Genomic DNA, 16,445 nt, shown 5'->3' with positions numbered 1-16,445 from the left:
TTCCGCGTTGAACCACTTGACGGTACCAGTAGCCATGTCATATCTCCTTTGGGGCAGTACATCGGAACCCGCACTGCGCGGACGCCGTGTCGCCGCGATGATCACCCCGCCCGGAAAAAGACCGGAAATACAAAAGCGCTCCCACCGGCGGAGGCCGAGAGGGGGCACTTGAAGTTTCGGGAACCACAACTGCAACTGAGAACGACAGTAGCACGCCGGAACGGCCGGTGCACGTTACAGAATTCCACTCCGCTCGCCGCGACAAAAACCCTTGCTGCACGGTTCGCCAAATTCTCGTCCGGCGGGTACAGATACTGATTCACCCCGAGTGCAACGTTGCAGGAGATCTTGTCGCCGACTGCGCCCAGGGCTGCGGCGCGCGACGACGCACGCGGCGGTCCGCAAGGTCGCCCCTGAGGAGACGCCCAGCAGCTCGTCACGGCGTCCGCGGGCAGAGGATCCCGCCGTAGAGCTGCTCCCCCGCGGCACCCTTGAGGGTCTGCGTCAGCGGTGCTTGCCGCGCCGGGCCGGCGAGCGGGCTGTCGCGGCCGTGGCCGCCCGCGCGACGTGGCGTCCTGCTGCGTGCGGACGACGAGATGCAGCCCCACAGCTCGGACCACGTCACATCGGCCGCGGTGCTCGTCGAAGCGATTCACCCCGATCGACGGCATGTCCTGGCGCTCTCCGGGAGCCACCCCGCAGCGCCCGCCACCTCCCCCGGTCCCGGTCGCTTGGGTGATCACCCCCCCGGACGCATCGAACACACCAGAGGCGGATATCGAACAGCTACACACGTTGGAGTGAGGCGAGCAATGCCTCTCCGATGGAAATATTCAGAGGCCATTGGATGGATCGCCCGACAAGCGCACCAAACGAAATTCGAACTGATGATGGGCAAGGCGGTGCAGCGAGGAAGTGACTGTCAGTGCTGCTTGGTACACAGTTCGTCCCTCGGGGAGCAGGTCCCCGACGTGACGAGTGGAGGTACCTCGGTGCAACTGACCTCGAATCAGCTGACAGCGATCGACACCGTGGACCGGCACCTCGGAATCATCGCGTGCGCTGGATCCGGGAAGACCGAAGTCATCGCCCGGCGGGTGGTGAAGTTGCTCCGACTGCCCGGCGTGGAGCCGCGGCACATTGTCGCCTTCACATTCACCGACCGGGCGGCCGGAGAGCTGAAGCAGCGCATCGTCTCTCGCGTCCGAGAGGAACTGGGAGATGTCCGGGGATTGGCCGAACTTTTCGTCGGCACCATGCACGGCTACGCCTTGAACATGCTGCAGTCCCAGGTGCCGGAAACGTTCAAATGCACCGTCCTCAGCGATGTGCAGGCTCGTGTTCTGATCGACCGCAACAGCCGCGCCAGCGGCCTGACGACCACACAGATCCGTACCAAGGGCAAACCGACCCGCCCGATGAAGCGGTACGTGAACTCCCGCCTCTACCAACGGGTATTGGGCATGCTCCGGGAGGACGAGGTCGACCAGGACGCGTTGCCCCCGGACGTGCTCGACGGCTTGAGCAGTTACCGGGCGTTGCTCCAGCGCCTTCACTACCTCGACTACAGCGAGATCCTCCGCCTCGCCGCGGACCTGCTGCTCCCGCCCCCAAGTACGGGAGGGCCGGCCACCGAACCCGTGGTCAATCTGCGCGCCCACGTGCAGGACACGGTCCGCTACGTCGTGGTGGACGAATACCAGGACATCAACCCCGTCCAGGACCAGTTGATCGCCGGCCTCATCCAGTTCGGCGCGAACCTGTGCGTCGTGGGCGACGATGACCAGACGATCTATCAGTGGCGCGGAAGCGCGGTGAACAACATCCTGACGTTCACCACCCGCCACAGCAGCGCCAAGACCGTGACGCTCAACGAGAACTTCCGCTCGTCCGAGGCGGTGGTGGACCTTGCACGCCGGGTGGCGGAAGGCATCGATCCATCGCGCCGCCTGAGCAAGTCGATGATCGCCAGCGGCCACCAGAGCTATGACCGCGGCGACCTGCTGGCCCTCTCCTTCGGTACGCCGCAGGAGGAGGCCGCGTGGATCTGCGACCGCATCGAGTGGATGATCGGCCTGCCCTTCACCGACCGCGCCGACGCGCCGCCACGGGGCCTGGCGTACTCGGACTTCGCCGTCCTCTTCCGCAGCGTGTCGGGCGACGCCGACCCACTGGTCGCGGAGATGCGCGCCCGGGGCATCCGCTACATCATCAAGGGCCTGAGCCGCCTGTTCCAGACGCCCGAGGTCCAGGCCGCCAAGACGTGCTTCGACTACATCGCCGGAACCGTCGACGGCGACGCCGTGGTCACGGCTTGGACGGACGCCCGGCTCGGGCTCCGCGAGGAGGCCCTGAAGCGTGGGGTGAAGATCCTCGACGAGGCGCGCGGCTGGGCGGAGGGCATGCCCTGGGACACCTACACGATCCAGGGCACCTACCAGCGTTTCCTGGGCGAGGTCGGCGTCCGCGAGGAACATCTCACGGCCGAGGTCGGCCGCGAGCGCAGCGAGCTCGCCTTCTACAACCTGGGACGGTTCAGCACCGCCATCGGCGACTACGAGCGCATCCACTTCCTCAGCAGCCCGCCCGACCGGTTCGCCACCTTTGCCAAGTGGCTGGAGCACCAGGCCGGCGACTACTACGAGGAGAGTGACGCCGACGCCGGATACGCCCGGCCCGACGCCGTCACGATCGCCACCGTCCACCAGGCCAAGGGCATGCAGTGGCCGGCGGTGTTCGTGCCCTGTATGCGCCGCAACCGCTTCCCCAGCAAACGGCAGGGCGGACTCGGCGTGTTCCACATCGTCCCGGAGGACGCCGTCAACGACGCCGACCGCTACCGCGGGAGCGAGGACGACGAGCGCCGGCTCTTCTACGTGGCCGCGACCCGCGCCCAGAAATACCTCGCCCTCTCCTTCTCTCCCGGGCCGGGCAAGCTCTACCAGCGGGAGTCGAAGTTCTTCGCCGAGGCGACCCGCAACACCTACGTCCTGACCCGCGAGGCCGCCAGGCCCGACGAGTCCACGCTGAACCGGCTGCCCTCAGCCCCCCTGGCCGACACCCCCGACATCGTCTTCAGCTTCAGCGAGCTGAAGTACCTGTTCGAATGTCCGTACCAGTTCAAGCTGCGGTTCCTGTACGGCTTCGACTCGCCGTTGCAGAAGGAACTCGGGTACGGCAAGTCACTCCATGACGTGATGGCAGAGGTGCACAAGCGTGCCGTGAAGGGCGACATCGTCGACACGACGGAGGTGGAGGCACTCGTCGACCGGCACCTGCACGCTCCGTTCGCACCCGAGCCGCTCAAGGAACAGCTGCGCAACGCGGCCATCCGCTCCGTCCACCGCTACCTCCGCGAGAACGGCTCGCGACTGGCCCTCACCGAGCACTCCGAGCAGCCGGTGGAGGTGCACCTCACGCCGGGGGTGACGGTCAGCGGACGCATCGACCTGATCCGCCGGATCGACACCGGCGAGCAGTCCATCGTGGACTTCAAGTCCAAGGAACGCGCCCAGGCTGACGCTGTCACCCGCGATCAGCTGCATATCTACGTCGCCGGGTACGAGGAGCTGAGCGGCAGGCGGGCCGACCTCGTCGAGGTCCTGAACCTCGACGAGGGCAGCCGCAGCAGCCGCGAGGAGGTCAACGACACCCTGCTGAAGGAGATCTCCGGCAAGGTCGCCAAGGCCGGGGATCAGCTCCGCCACAACGACATGCCCCGCAAGGCCTCGTGGTGCGGCACCTGCGCCACCTGCGACTTCGCCGCGATCTGCCGGGACCGGCCCAGCACTCCGTAACACTGCTCGACCACGTCGGCCCGTTGGGCCGCGGTGTTGTGCGATACCGGCACCGCGGCCCAACCCACACCTGCGACGCGACCGGCGAGGGCGTCTGGAACCCGGACAGTCAGGCGCCTTTTTCGCTCGTTGCCCCGTGTGCGGGCGCCCGGAGCGTCGAACGAGCGTCACGGCCAACGGTGCCCGCGGATCCTCCGGAGAGGACAGCGGTTCCTCGCCCCGCGCGGAGGCTTCGGTCAGAAGATCCGGTCCGGTGTTTTTTGCGCCTGGTGGACGGATGTAGCGCTGCGGCGGCCGGCACCGCCGCCTGCGTGCCGAGGCGGCGGCCGAAGAATCTCTGCCGGTCATGTCACGAAGCGAATTTCCTCAGGTCGGCGGCAAGTGAGGCGATGGCCGCGGGATTGCGCGGGCTTTCCACCAGCTCCGCGTAGTCGAGGACGACGATCCGGTCGTTCTTGACGGCCGAGACGCCCGCGAGTGGGGGGTAGGACTTCAGAAACTCCCGCTTCTGGTCCGCGGTGGTGTCTCCGTAATCGTTGATCACGATCACCTCGGGGTCACGCTCCACCACGGTCTCCCAGCCGACCGTCGCCCAGCTGTCCTTGAGGTCCTTCATGACGTGATCGCCGCCCGCTCTGGTGATGATGTCGTGCGGCCCGGCGTACAGACCCGAGGTCAGCGGCTTGTCCTGCCCGTCGTCGTAGAGGAAGACGCGGGGGCGGTCAGCGCCCTTCAGGGCCTTCGCCTGCGCTTCGGCCACCTGCTTCTGGAAGTCCGCGATGAGGGCTTCGGCACGGTCCTCGACATCGAAGATCTTCCCCAGGTTCCGCAGATCGGTGTACAGCGCTTCGAGCGGCGGCATCACCCCGCGTGCCTTTCCCTGCCCGTTGCGGCACGATTCGCTCAGCAGATACGAGTCGATGCCCACCTTCTCCAGCTCGGCGGGACTGAAGCCCTCCCCCTCGTTGAAGCCGTAGTTCCAGCCCGCGAAGACCAGATCGGCGCGGGCGTCGAGAACCAGCTCCTTGTTGATCGTCTTCTTCGAGAGCCACGTCGTCTTCTGGTAGCCGTCCTTCCACGGAACGGACGTGAGATCGCCCCTGTCGTCGGGCATGACGTAGCCCGCCATATGGTCCTCGAGTCCGAGCGCGAACATGATCTCGGTGATGCCGACGTCATTGGTGACCACGCGCTGTGGCGCCTTGTCGTAGCTCTTCTTCTGGCCGCAGTTCTCGATGGTCACCGGATAGCGGCCGCCACGTGCCGTGGCACCACCACCCTCCCCGCCCTGAGAGGTGACCTCCGCGCCGCATCCGGTGAGCACCAAGGCGGCGGCGAATGCGAGTGCGGCGGGGCGTACCAGGTTCGGCATGATGGCCATGACTCCTCAGGAAGCGGGCTGAGTGGGCAGGAGACGGTCGAAGAGCAGCTGTACCGCGCCGGACTCCGGATGCGGTACACGGTGCGCCCGTACGCCGAAAACCTCGGCCAGCAATTCGGGCGTGAGCACGTCGTGCGGGGCGCCGGAGGCGACGATCCGGCCGCTGTCGATGACGTGGAGCAGGTCGCAGTGGAGCGCGGCGAGGTTGAGGTCGTGCAGCGCGGTGAGCACGGTCAGCCCACTGCCTCGCACCAGAGCCAGCACGTCCAGCTGCTGGGCGATGTCGAGGTGGTTGGTGGGCTCGTCGAGCACCAGTACGTGCGGCTGCTGCGCGAGCGCGCGGGCGATCAGGACCCGCTGCTTCTCGCCGCCGGAAAGGGTGAGGAAGCCGCGGTCGGCGAGGTGACCGGCGCCGACCCTCACCAATGCGGCCTCGCACGCCTTCCGGTCTTCGTCGGTGGTCCGGGCCACCGACCCCTGGTGCGGCAGCCGCCCCATCGCCACGACCTCGGCGACGGTGAAGTCGAACTCGGTGACCGCCTCCTGGGGCAGGGCGGCCAGCCGGCGGGCGCCTTCGCGCGCACTCAGGGAGTGCAGGTCTTCACCGCCGAGCCGGACCGTACCTGCCGAGGGGCGCAGGGCCCGGTAGACGCAGCGCAACAGGGTGGACTTGCCGCTGCCGTTGGGCCCGACGAGGCCGACGACCTGCCCGCTGCCCACTCGAAGCGTGGCCTCCTTCACCAGCCGCGTGCCGGCGATCTCGACCGTCAGTGCATCTGTCTCGACCCGCATCACGCGCCTCCGAAGGTGTAGGACCGGCGGCGCATCAGCAGGACGAAGCACGGCACTCCGATGACGGCGGTCAGTACGCCCACCGGCAACTCGACGGGCGCGAGCACCACGCGCGACAGGATGTCCACCCAGATCAGCAGGACGGCGCCCGCGAGTGGGGCGACGGCCAGCAGCCGGCGATGGTCCGCGCCGACCAGCATCCGTGCGGCGTGCGGAACCATCAGGCCGACGAAACCGATCGCACCGCTCACCGCGACCACGGCCCCCGTGACGGCGGCACAGACCAGGAACAGCTCCTTGCGCAGCCTCCCCGCGTCCACCCCCAGGGCGGCCGCGGTCTCGTCACCCATCGCCAGGGCGTTCAGGCGACGCGCCGACACAGCGAGGTGGGCGAGGCCGACGAGCACGGCTCCCGCGGCGATCGGCACGGAGGCCCAGCTGGCTCCGCCGAGGCTGCCGAGCAGCCACATCATGGCGGAGCGGGCCGCCTCGCCGCGTTCGGCCGCGAACACCATGAACGTGGTGACGGCCGAGAAGCCGTAGTACATCGCGGTACCCGTCAGGACGAGCCGCAGCGGGGTCAGGCCATCGGCGGTGCGGGCGATCACGTACACCAGCGTCATGGCGAGGAGTGCTGAGAGGAACGCCGCCGTGGACAGGGCCCACAGACCGAGAGCGCCGAAGGCTCCGAAGAGGAGGACGGCATTGGCTCCGACGGCCGCGCCCGAGGAGATTCCGAGGACGAACGGGTCGGCGAGGGCGTTGCGGACCATGGCCTGCACGGCGACACCGATGGCCGACAGGCCGGCCCCGACGAGGGCGGCCAGCACGGCTCGTGGAAAGCGCAGTTCCCACACGATGGTGTACGCCGGGACTTCGCCCTGGGATATGGATCCGCCTGTCAGCCCGGCCCACATATGACGCAGCACCTCGCCCCAGGACAGCCCTGACGCCCCGATCCCCGCCCCACAGACGATGGAGAGCACGAGCGCGGCGCTCAGGGTGGAGAGGAGAAGGGGCAGTGATACGCGCTGGGACGGCGGCGCGGGGCGGACGCCTGTGCGCGCCCGGTGAGGTGGCGGGGCCGGTTCGAGTTCGAGGGGGGTGCCCACGGGTGGATCGCCTTCGCCTCGGGCCGTACACCTACGTGAGCATAGGAGCGGCCCTGGACGCGGGGCGCCCTGTGCAGCACCCTCTCGCAGTCCACGGCGATTGTCAGGAGCGTTCACCACCGCGGGTAATCGGGCTCACGGAGCCGTGTTGGCTCCGCCTACCGTTGCGGGTCAGCGCCGGAATTCGACCGGACTTCCCCCGCGGGGCGGCTTGCAGCATAGCGCGTACGGAAGGGTGCTCCTTCCGCATCGGCAGGCACGGGCAGCGTGCCACAGGGCTTGACCTGACGTCAGCAGAACAGCTCACCAATGTCGCGAGCGGGAAAGCGCCAGCTCCAGGTGATGGACTTCGGGAAACAGGTCGAGCACTCGCGTCCGCATCTGAAGAACACAGGAATACTGCGGGTCAGAGCCCCTTCGAGACAGGCTCCAAGATCGCCACGCACTCAACGTGATGCGTCATCGGAAACAGGTCGAACGCCCGCAGCGTCCGCACCCGGTACCCCGCGTCGCGGAAGTAGGCGATGTCGCGGGCCAGGGCCGCCGGGTCGCAGGCGACGTAGGCGATGCGGCGCGCGCCCAGGCCCGCCAGGTGCTTGACCGTCTGCTTGCCGGCGCCCGCGCGGGGCGGGTCCAGGACGATCAGGTCCACGTCCGTGATGCCGGTGCGCGGCAGGATCTGGTCGACCTTGCCCTGCTCGATGCGGACGCGCTCGAAGTGCTCGAGGTTGTGGCGGGCGTCCTCCACCGCGCGCTTGCCCGACTCGATGCCGAGCACCGCGCCCTTGTCGCCCACCCGGTCGGCGAGGGCGCCCGCGAAGAGCCCCGCACCGCAGTAGAGGTCCAGGGCCGTGTCGCCCTTGCGGGGCAGCAGGCCCTGCATCACCGCGCGCACCAGGGTGTCGGCGGCCTTCGGGTGGACCTGCCAGAAGCCGCCGTTGCCGACCCGGTACGTGCGGTCGTCGGCGCGCTCGCGCACGAACGGGCGGCCGTGGACCCGGTGCACTCCCCCGTCCTCGGCGACCCGCAGGACGGAGACCGGCCTGTCGAGCTCGACGATCGGGAGGCGGGCCCCCGGTCGCGGGGTGAGGACCACCTGTCGGTCCTGCGAACCCGTCGCGGCGATCGCGTCGACCGAGGCCATGCCCTCCCACGAGCGCTTCTCGATGCCGAGCTCCGAGACGCCCGGCGCCGCGATCAGGCAGCGGTCGATCGGCTGGACCTCGTGCGAGCGGTGCTTGCGCAGCCCCGCGCGGCCCTCGGCGTCGACCGCGTACTGGACGCGGGTCCGCCAGGCGGGCACCTCTCCGGCCGGGACCTTGTCGCCCTCGGCCGGCATGACGGTGCCGTCCCAGCCGGCCTCCTCCGGCGTCAGCCCCGCCAGCCGCTGGAGCTGCTCCGCGACGACCTCGCCCTTGAGGCGGCGCTGCGCGCCCGGCTTGGCGTGCTGCCAGTCGCAGCCGCCGCACTTGCCGGGTCCGGCGTACGGGCAGGGCGCTTCGACCCGGTCCTTCGACGCCTCCAGCACGCGGACGGCGTCGGCGCGCAGGAAGCGCGAGTCCTCCGCTCCCTCGGTGACACGGACGACGACCTTCTCGCCGGGGAGCGCGTGCCGGACGAAGAGCACGCGGCCCTCGTCGGTGCGGGCGATGCAGTGGCCGCCGTGCGCCACCGGGCCGACCTCGACCTCGTACTCCTCCCCGATGAGCGAAGAGTCAGGTGCGTTCTGCATGGCGAGGGGGCTCCAGAAGTGAGACGGGGGCTGCCGCGGTTTTGGCGACAGCCCACCAGTCTACGTGGCCGGTGCCCGACGTCTTACGCCCCGGCTCTCCGCGCTCAGCTCTTCGCGCTCGGCTCCTTGGGGCGCTCCGTGGCGGGTCCGCGGCGCACCGAGCCCGGCGCGTTCCAGTCCTGGCGCTTCTTGGCCCGCTTCTTCGCCACCTCGGAGGACTGCAGCTGGTACGGGACGGACGTCACCATCACGCCCGGCGTGAACAGCAGCCGGCCCTTCAGGCGCAGGGCGCTCTGGTTGTGCAGCAGGTGCTCGTACCAGTGGCCGACGACGTACTCGGGGATGATCACACTGACCGCGTCGCGCGGGCTCTCGCGCCGGATGCGCTTGACGTAGTCGATGACCGGCCGGGTGACCTCGCGGTACGGGGAGTCGAGGATCTTCAGCGGGACGTTGATGCCGCGCCGCTCCCACTCCTCCTTCAGCGCCTTGGTCTCGGCCGGGTCGACGTTGATGGAGAGCGCCTCCAGTTTGTCGGAGCGCATCAGCTGGGCGTACGCGACGGCGCGCAGCGTCGGGCGGTGCACCTTGGAGACCAGGACGATGGAGTGCACCCGGGACGGGCGGGCGGTGTCGTCCGTCGGCTCGTCGGGGGCTGCGATCTCCTCGGCGACCCGGTCGTAGTGCTTACGGATCGCGGTCATCGTCCCGTAGAAGATCACCATGCCCAGGAGGGCGACCCAGGCGCCGTGGGTGAACTTCGTCGCGAGGACGACGACCAGCACGAGGCCGGTGAAGAAGGCACCGAAGGTGTTGATCGCGCGGGACCGGATCATGCGGCGGCGTGCGGCGGGGTCCGACTCGGTCCGCAGGTGGCGGTTCCAGTGCCGGACCATGCCGGTCTGGCTGAGCGTGAAGGAGACGAAGACGCCCACGATGTAGAGCTGGATCAGCCGGGTGGAATCCGCCCCGTACAGCCAGACCAGCAGCATCGCGGCGCCCGCGAGGAGGACGATGCCGTTGGAGAAGGCGAGCCGGTCACCGCGGGTGTGGAGCTGGCGGGGCAGGTAGCGGTCCTGGGCGAGGATCGAGCCGAGGAGCGGGAAGCCGTTGTACGCGGTGTTCGCGGCGAGGAACAGCACGAGCGCCGTGGCTGCGGCGAGCAGGATGAAGAAGAAGGTGCCGTCGCCGAACACGGCGGCCGCGACCTGCGAGATCACCGGGTTCTGGACGTAGTCGGCACCGACCGGGACACCGTCGCGGATCAGGTCGTGGGCGGGCTGTTCGGCCATCTTGACGTCGGTGGCCATGGCCAGGCCGATGATGCCGCAGAACATGGTGACGGCCAGACCGCCCATGAGGGCCAGCGTGGTGGCGGCGTTCCGGCTCTTGGGCTTGCGGAAGGCCGGGACGCCGTTGCTGATCGCCTCGACGCCGGTGAGCGCGGCGCAGCCGGAGGAGAAGGCGCGCAGCAGCAGGAAGACCAGTGCGAAGCCGGCCAGCCCCTCGTGCTCCGGCCGGATCTCGAAGTCGGCGGTCGGGGCCTTCATGGGCTCGTCGAGGACGATGCCCTTGAACGCGCCCCAGGCGATCATGAGGAAGACGCCGGCGACGAAGACGTACGTGGGGATGGCGAAGAGCTTGCCGGATTCCTTCACGCCCCGCAGGTTCATCAGCGTGAGGAGCAGGATTATCGCGACGGCGGAGAGGACCTTGTGCTCGACGACGAACGGAACGGCGGAGCCGAGGTTCTCCACGCCGGAGGAGATCGACACGGCGACGGTCAGGACGTAGTCGACGAGCAGAGCGCTGGCGACGGTGAGACCGGCCTTGGGTCCGAGGTTGGTGTTGGCGACCTCGTAGTCGCCGCCGCCGCTGGGATAGGCGTGGACGTTCTGCCGGTACGAGGCGACGACCGTGAACATCAGGACCACGACGGCGACCGCGATCCAGGGGCTGAAGTGGTACGCCGACACACCCGCGATGGAGAGGACCAGCAGCACTTCGCCCGGCGCGTACGCCACCGAGGAGAGGGGGTCGGAAGCGAAGACGGGCAGTGCGATGCGTTTGGGGAGGAGTGTCTCTCCCAGCCTGTCGCTGCGCAGGGCCCGGCCGATCAGGATCCGTTTGGGCACGTCGGTCAGTTTGGACACGCAGAGGATCGTAAGCGTTCGAAATGGGACGTGCCCACCCACCACCCCTTACCCCTACGGAATCTTGGCGGGGCCTCCTCTTGCGCCGATGACGGCGGGGCTGCCTGCGCGGCATAAGCTCGTCCTCGGGCATCACCGCACAGCAGGCTGAGAGAGAGAAGTGAGCAGGGTGTTGAGGCAGGTCGCCGTCGTCGGCAGAGTCACCAGGAGTGCGGGGTAACCGGTCGTGCACATCGTCATCATGGGCTGCGGCCGTGTGGGAGCCGCACTCGCGCAGACCCTGGAGCAACAGGGGCACACGGTCGCCGTCGTCGACCAGGACCCCACGGCCTTCCGGCGCCTGGGCTCGGGCTTCGGCGGGCGGCGCGTCACGGGTGTCGGCTTCGACCAGGACACGCTGCGCGAGGCGGGCATCGAGGAGGCCGGGGCGTTCGCCGCGGTGAGCAGCGGTGACAATTCCAACATCATCGCCGCGCGGGTCGCGCGCGAGATGTTCGGCATCGAGAACGTCGCGGCGCGGATCTACGACCCGCGGCGTGCCGAGGTGTACCAGCGCCTCGGCATCCCGACGGTCGCCACGGTGCGCTGGACCGCCGACCAGATGCTGCGGCGGCTGCTGCCGTCCGGTGCCGAGCCGCTGTGGCGGGACCCCAGTGGCGGGGTGCAGCTCGCGGAGGTGCACACGGCGGCGGCGTGGATCGGGCACAAGATCAGCAGGCTGCAGGAGGAGACGGGCGTCCGCGTGGCGTTTCTCACCCGGCTGGGCGAGGCGGTCCTGCCGACGTCGCAGACCGTCCTGCAGGAGGGCGACCTCGTCCACGTGATGATGCGCACGGACGAGATCGAGAAGGTCGAGGCGGCGTTCGCCGAGGGCCCTGAGGAGGGCGGTCACTGATGCGGGTCGCTATTGCGGGCGCCGGCGCGGTGGGCCGTTCCATCGCCGGCGAGCTGCTGGAGAACGGGCACGAGGTGCTGCTCATCGACAAGGCGCCGACCGCGATCTCGGTGGAGCGCGTGCCGCAGGCGGAGTGGCTGCTGGCCGACGCCTGCGAGATCACCTCGCTGGACGAGGCGGCGCTGCAGCGGTGCAACGTGGTCATCGCGGCGACCGGCGACGACAAGGTGAACCTGGTCGTCTCGCTGCTCGCCAAGACCGAGTACGGGGTGCCGCGGGTGGTCGCCCGGGTGAACAACCCGAAGAACGAGTGGCTGTTCAACGAGGCGTGGGGCGTGGACGTCGCGGTCTCCACGCCGCGTCTGATGTCGGCACTGGTGGAGGAGGCGGTGAGCGTCGGCGATCTGGTCCGGCTGCTGCGCTTCAGCCACGGCGACGCGAACCTGGTCGAGCTGACGCTGCCCCCGGAGTCGGCGATCGCCGGTACGCAGGTGGGTGACGTGGCGTGGCCGCAGGACACCTCGCTGGTGACGATCATCCGCGGGTCGCGGGTGCTGACGCCGAGCCCGGAGGAGACGCTGGAGGCGGGTGACGAGCTGCTGTTCGTCGCGGCCCAGGCGCGGGAGGAGCAGCTGGAGGACCTGCTGTCGGTCCGCCGGGAGTCGGCGGGCTGACGCGCCGCGTCACCGCGCTCGGTGCCGGGCACAGACGCGGTCCGTGCACGACGCGGTCCGGGACGCAGGCGGCAGGGCGGAGCACGTCGGGGCCCGGTGACCGTGAGGTCACCGGGCCCCGCTGCTCGCCGGTGGTGTGCGGCGTCAGGCTTCGGTGTGGGTGGCGTTGGACGCGGCCGCGGCCTTGCGGGCCTTCTCCGCGGCTTCCTCCGCCTCCATCTCCGCGAACACGTCGATCGGCGGCGGCGCCTTCGCCAGGAAGACCCACGTCAGGTAGACCGCCAGCAGGAACGGCGGGATCTTCAGGGTGACCAGGACCCAGCCGAGCTGCGTCGTGTCGGCCCACCAGTACAGGGGGAAGAGGATCGCGCACTTGGCGAGCAGGATCAGGCCCCATGCCCAGCTGGCCTTGGCGTAGGCCTTCTTGCGGCCGGGGTTACGGGTGCGCCAGGAGAGGTTCTCCTTGAACACCGGGCCGAGGACCAGGCCGATGAGCGGCACGCCCGCCAGCGTGGTGACGATGTACGCGATGCCCAGGCCCAGCGTGTAGAGCATGCCCGGCAGGTAGAAGTCCTTGGCGTTGCCGGTCATCAGCGCGAAGACCACGCCGAAGGCGACGCCGAAGACGCCGCTGAAGGCGTGCTTGACGGTGTCGCGCCGGATCAGCCGTACGGCCACCAGCGCCAGGGAAACCCCGAGGGCCGCGATCGCGGAGAGGTGCAGATCCTTGTTGATCGTGTAGATCGTGACGAACAGCAGGCCGGGCAGGACGGTCTCCACCATGCCCCGTACGCCGCCGAAGGCTTCGAACAGGGCGGCTTCGGTCGCGGCTTTCGTGTCGTCGGGGGATGGCTTGTCGGGGGACGTCACCGGCTACTCCTGTCCGAGCGGTCGGAGCTCGTATTTGGGATTGAAGAGGACCCGGCGGCCGTGGCTCATGGAGATCCGGCCGGAGGCGATGAGCCTGCGGCCGGGCTCGATGCCCACGATGGAACGCCGGCCCAGCCACACCACGTCCAGGGGGTCCGTGCCGTCGAACAGCTCGGCCTCCAGCGCGGGCACGCCGGCCCTCGGACGCAGGGTGACCGTCCGCAAGGTACCAGTCACCGTGACGATCTGCCGGTCGCCGCATGCGGATATGGGAGTGCATCCAGAGGCCTGTGCGTCCTCCTGCAGCTCCTCGGACTCCAGGTCGCCCTGGGAGCTGGACAGCCGGTCGAGCATCCGCCGGAACCGGCCGGCCGGCTTGTCTGTACGCGGTGCAGCACTCATACAGAAAGCCTACCTAGCGCTCGAAGCGATAACCCATGCCCGGTTCGGTGATGAAGTGCCGCGGATGGGAGGGGTCCGCTTCGAGTTTGCGGCGGAGCTGGGCCATGTAGACGCGCAGGTAGTTGGTCTCGGTGCCGTACGAGGGTCCCCAGACCTCCTGGAGGAGCTGCTTCTGGCCGACGAGCCGGCCTCCGTTGCGTACGAGCACCTCCAGCAGGTGCCACTCGGTGGGGGTCAGCCGGACGTCGCGGCCTTCGCGGTGGACCTTCTTCGCCGCCAGGTCCACGGTGAACGACTCGGTACGGACGACGGCCACGTCCCCGTCGCCGCCGACGGGCTCGGCCCGGCGCACGGCGGCGCGCAGCCGCGCCAGCAACTCGTCCATGCCGAACGGCTTGGTGACGTAGTCGTCGGCCCCGGCGTCCAGCGCCTCGACCTTCTCGTCGGAGGTGTGGCGGGCGGAGAGGACGAGGATCGGTATGCGGGTCCAGCCGCGCAGGCCCCTGATGACGTCGACGCCGTCCATGTCGGGCAGGCCCAGGTCGAGGACGACCACGTCGGGGTGGCGCGCGGCGGCCAGCTCCAGCGCGGTCGCCCCGTCGGGCGCGGCGTCGACCTCGTACGCGCGTGCCTTCAGGTTGATCACCAGCGCGCGTACGATCTGCGGCTCGTCGTCGACCACGAGCACCCGCGTCATGAGGGGCCTGCTTTCTCTCGTACCGGTGGGGGGAGGGTGAGGGCCTGCGGGACGAGGCCCTGAGGGGTGACTGCCCGGAGGGTGAGGACCATGGTCAGGCCGCCGCCGGGGGTGTCCTCGGCGGTGAGGGTGCCGTCCATGGCCTCGGCGAACCCCCGCGCGACCGCCAGTCCGAGGCCGACCCCGGCGCCGCGCGGCGCGTCCCCGAGGCGCTGGAACGGTTCGAAGATCCGTTCCTTGGCGTCGTCGGGCACGCCGGGGCCGCGGTCCGCGACGCGGAGTTCGACGCGCGCGCCGAGGGCGCTGGCGGCGACCGTGACGGGGGTGCCGGCGGGGCTGTGCTTGACGGCGTTCTCGACGATGTTGGCCACGGCCCGTTCCAGCAGGCCCTTGTCGACCACGACCATCGGCAGGCTCTCGGGGATGTCCAGTCCGACGCTGCCGCCCGGCACGCCGCCGAGCGCCATCGGGACGACCTCGTCGAGGTCGACGGGGCGCAGGAGCGGGGTGACGGTGCCGGTCTGGAGCCGGGACATGTCCAGGAGGTTGCCGACCAGGTGGTGCAGCCGGTCGGCGCCGTCCTCGATGCCGGCGAGGAGCTCGGCCCGGTCCTCCTCGGACCACTCGACGTCGTCGGCGCGCAGCGAGCTGACAGCCGCCTTGATGCCGGCGAGCGGCGTCCGCAGGTCGTGGCTGACGGCTGCCAGCAGCGCCGTACGGATCTTGTTGCGCTCGGCGAGCCTGCGGGCCTCCTCGGCCTCGTCGACGAGCCGCTGCCGGTCGAGCACGACGGCGGCCTGGGCGGCGAACGCCCCGAGCACCCGGCGGTCCTCGGCGGGCAGGACGCGGCCGGTCAGAGCGAGCGCCAGGTGCTCCCCGACGGGCATGTCGACGTCCGCGTCCTCGGGTCGGGCGACGGGCCAGGGGCCGACGCTGGCCGCGCGGGTCCACGGCTCGACGTCGCTCGCGCGCTCCAGCAGCGCCACGGACTCCATGGAGAACGTCTCGCGCAGGCGCTCCAGCAGGGCGTCCAGGGCGGTCTCCCCGCGCAGCACGCTGCCGGCCAGGAAGGACAGCACCTCGGATTCGGCGCGCAGCCGGGCGGCCTGCTGGGTGCGGCGCGCGGCGAGGTCCACGACGGAGGCGACGGAGACGGCGACCCCGAAGAAGACGGCGATCGCGACCATGTTCTTCGGGTCCGCGACGGTCATGCGGTGCAGGGGCGGCGCGAAGAACCAGTTGAGGAGGAAGGAGCCGAGGGCCGCGGAGGCGAGGGCCGGGTACAGGCCGCCGAGCAGCGCGGACGCGACGGTGAGCGACAGGAACAGCAGCATGTCGTTGGCGAGGCCCAGGTGGGCTTCGCCATGGGTGAGCAGCAGTGTGAGGAGCGCGGGCCCGAGGACGCCGACGAGCCAGCCCGCGGTGATGCGGGAGTGGCCGAGGCGGGCGGCGCGGGCCATGGGCAGGCCGCGTCCCTTGGCGACCTCCTCGTGGGTGACGATGTGGACGTCGAGGTCCGGCCCGGAGTCGCGGGCGACGGTGGTGCCGACTCCGGGCCCGAACACGTACTGCCAGGTCTTGCGGCGGCTGGAGCCGAGCACGATCTGGGTGGCGTTGACGCCGCGCGCGAACTCCAGGAGGGCCGCGGGGATGTCGTCGCCGATGACGTGGTGGAAGGAGCCACCGAGGTCCTCGATGAGGGTGCGCTGGACGGCGAGCTCCTTGGGGGAGGCCGCGGTCAGGCCGTCGCTGCGGGCGATGTAGACGGCCAGGACTTCGCCGCCGGCGCCCTTCTCGGCGAGACGGACGGCCCGGCGGATGAGGGTGCGGCCCTCGGGGCCGCCGGTGAGGCCGACGACGATGCGTTCGCGGGCCTGCCAGGTGGAGCGGATGTTGTGCTCGCCGCGGTACTGCCGGAGGTACTCGTCGGCCCGGTCGGC

The 16,445-nt window shown here is 69.7% G+C and carries 13 protein-coding genes and 1 riboswitch; of the genes, 3 read left to right on the top strand and 10 right to left on the bottom strand.

The genetic code is table 11. From position 1 onward, the window contains the following. Positions 1-436: 436 nt before the first annotated feature. Positions 437-625 carry a hypothetical protein gene (locus IH00_RS42815; protein WP_158827879.1) on the bottom strand — a complete coding sequence of 63 codons (189 nt, stop codon included), beginning with the start codon at positions 623-625 and terminating at the stop codon, positions 437-439. Between the two features lie 346 nt (positions 626-971). On the opposite strand from IH00_RS42815, the gene IH00_RS0121345 reads away from it, so the two are divergent. Beyond that, positions 972-3,797: an ATP-dependent helicase gene (locus IH00_RS0121345; protein ID WP_324615791.1), complete on the top strand. Its 2,826-nt coding sequence runs from the start codon at positions 972-974 to the stop codon at positions 3,795-3,797. 349 nt (positions 3,798-4,146) lie between these two features. Here IH00_RS0121345 and IH00_RS0121340 read toward each other — a convergent pair whose 3' ends face one another. The 5 genes from IH00_RS0121340 to IH00_RS0121320 all read right to left on the bottom strand — a co-directional run bounded on the left by IH00_RS0121340 (position 4,147) and on the right by IH00_RS0121320 (position 10,967). After that, entirely contained in the window at positions 4,147-5,169 is a 1,023-nt protein-coding gene (locus tag IH00_RS0121340; protein WP_031075964.1) for an ABC transporter substrate-binding protein, read from the bottom strand. Between the two features lie 15 nt (positions 5,170-5,184). Continuing rightward, entirely contained in the window at positions 5,185-5,970 is a 786-nt protein-coding gene (locus IH00_RS0121335; protein ID WP_031075962.1) for an ABC transporter ATP-binding protein, read from the bottom strand. Next, positions 5,970-7,082, bottom strand: a complete 1,113-nt coding sequence (locus tag IH00_RS0121330) for a FecCD family ABC transporter permease (RefSeq protein ID WP_031075960.1) — start codon at positions 7,080-7,082, stop codon at positions 5,970-5,972. Before IH00_RS0121330 ends, IH00_RS0121335 begins: the two co-directional genes overlap by 1 nt. A gap of 102 nt (positions 7,083-7,184) precedes the next feature. Beyond that, positions 7,185-7,330: riboswitch (cobalamin riboswitch) on the bottom strand. 158 nt (positions 7,331-7,488) lie between these two features. Continuing rightward, entirely contained in the window at positions 7,489-8,814 is a 1,326-nt protein-coding gene (locus tag IH00_RS0121325) for a class I SAM-dependent RNA methyltransferase (protein ID WP_031075958.1), read from the bottom strand. A gap of 104 nt (positions 8,815-8,918) precedes the next feature. After that, positions 8,919-10,967: an APC family permease gene (locus IH00_RS0121320; RefSeq protein ID WP_031075957.1), complete on the bottom strand. Its 2,049-nt coding sequence runs from the start codon at positions 10,965-10,967 to the stop codon at positions 8,919-8,921. Between the two features lie 226 nt (positions 10,968-11,193). Between IH00_RS0121320 and IH00_RS0121315 the strand changes: the two genes are divergently transcribed. Further along, positions 11,194-11,862: a potassium channel family protein gene (locus tag IH00_RS0121315; RefSeq protein WP_031075955.1), complete on the top strand. Its 669-nt coding sequence runs from the start codon at positions 11,194-11,196 to the stop codon at positions 11,860-11,862. Further along, positions 11,862-12,536, top strand: a complete 675-nt coding sequence (locus IH00_RS0121310; RefSeq protein ID WP_031075953.1) for a potassium channel family protein — start codon at positions 11,862-11,864, stop codon at positions 12,534-12,536. The genes IH00_RS0121315 and IH00_RS0121310 overlap by 1 nt, the downstream gene beginning before the upstream one ends. Positions 12,537-12,680: 144 nt before the next feature. On the opposite strand, the gene IH00_RS0121305 is transcribed toward IH00_RS0121310, so the two are convergent. From IH00_RS0121305 to IH00_RS0121290, 4 genes are all read right to left on the bottom strand, one after another. Continuing rightward, positions 12,681-13,406, bottom strand: a complete 726-nt coding sequence (locus tag IH00_RS0121305) for a DUF3159 domain-containing protein (protein ID WP_031075951.1) — start codon at positions 13,404-13,406, stop codon at positions 12,681-12,683. Between the two features lie 3 nt (positions 13,407-13,409). Continuing rightward, complete coding sequence (locus tag IH00_RS0121300; protein ID WP_078887879.1) at positions 13,410-13,808, bottom strand: OB-fold nucleic acid binding domain-containing protein; 399 nt, start codon at positions 13,806-13,808, stop codon at positions 13,410-13,412. 13 nt (positions 13,809-13,821) lie between these two features. Continuing rightward, complete coding sequence (locus IH00_RS0121295; RefSeq protein ID WP_031075946.1) at positions 13,822-14,505, bottom strand: response regulator; 684 nt, start codon at positions 14,503-14,505, stop codon at positions 13,822-13,824. Beyond that, a partial coding sequence (locus IH00_RS0121290; protein ID WP_031075945.1) for an ATP-binding protein occupies positions 14,502-16,445 on the bottom strand: 1,944 nt, incomplete at its 5' end. The genes IH00_RS0121295 and IH00_RS0121290, both read right to left, overlap by 4 nt.

This window comes from Streptomyces sp. NRRL S-118, assembly GCF_000716335.1.
GTDB lineage: Bacteria > Actinomycetota > Actinomycetes > Streptomycetales > Streptomycetaceae > Streptomyces.
Note: the sequence above shows the minus strand (reverse complement) of the source record. Positions and strands in the feature narration are given on the sequence as shown.

Bases quoted from the DNA above. Each gene is read 5' to 3' on its own strand.
- IH00_RS0121340 (WP_031075964.1), bottom strand. From the start codon at position 5,169: ATGCCGAACCTGGTACGCCCCGCCGCACTCGCATTCGCCGCCGCCTTG.
- IH00_RS0121300 (WP_078887879.1), bottom strand. From the start codon at position 13,808: ATGAGTGCTGCACCGCGTACAGACAAGCCGGCCGGCCGGTTCCGGCGG.
- IH00_RS0121335 (WP_031075962.1), bottom strand. From the start codon at position 5,970: ATGCGGGTCGAGACAGATGCACTGACGGTCGAGATCGCCGGCACGCGG.
- IH00_RS0121325 (WP_031075958.1), bottom strand. From the start codon at position 8,814: ATGCAGAACGCACCTGACTCTTCGCTCATCGGGGAGGAGTACGAGGTC.
- IH00_RS0121295 (WP_031075946.1), bottom strand. From the start codon at position 14,505: ATGACGCGGGTGCTCGTGGTCGACGACGAGCCGCAGATCGTACGCGCG.
- IH00_RS0121310 (WP_031075953.1), top strand. From the start codon at position 11,862: ATGCGGGTCGCTATTGCGGGCGCCGGCGCGGTGGGCCGTTCCATCGCC.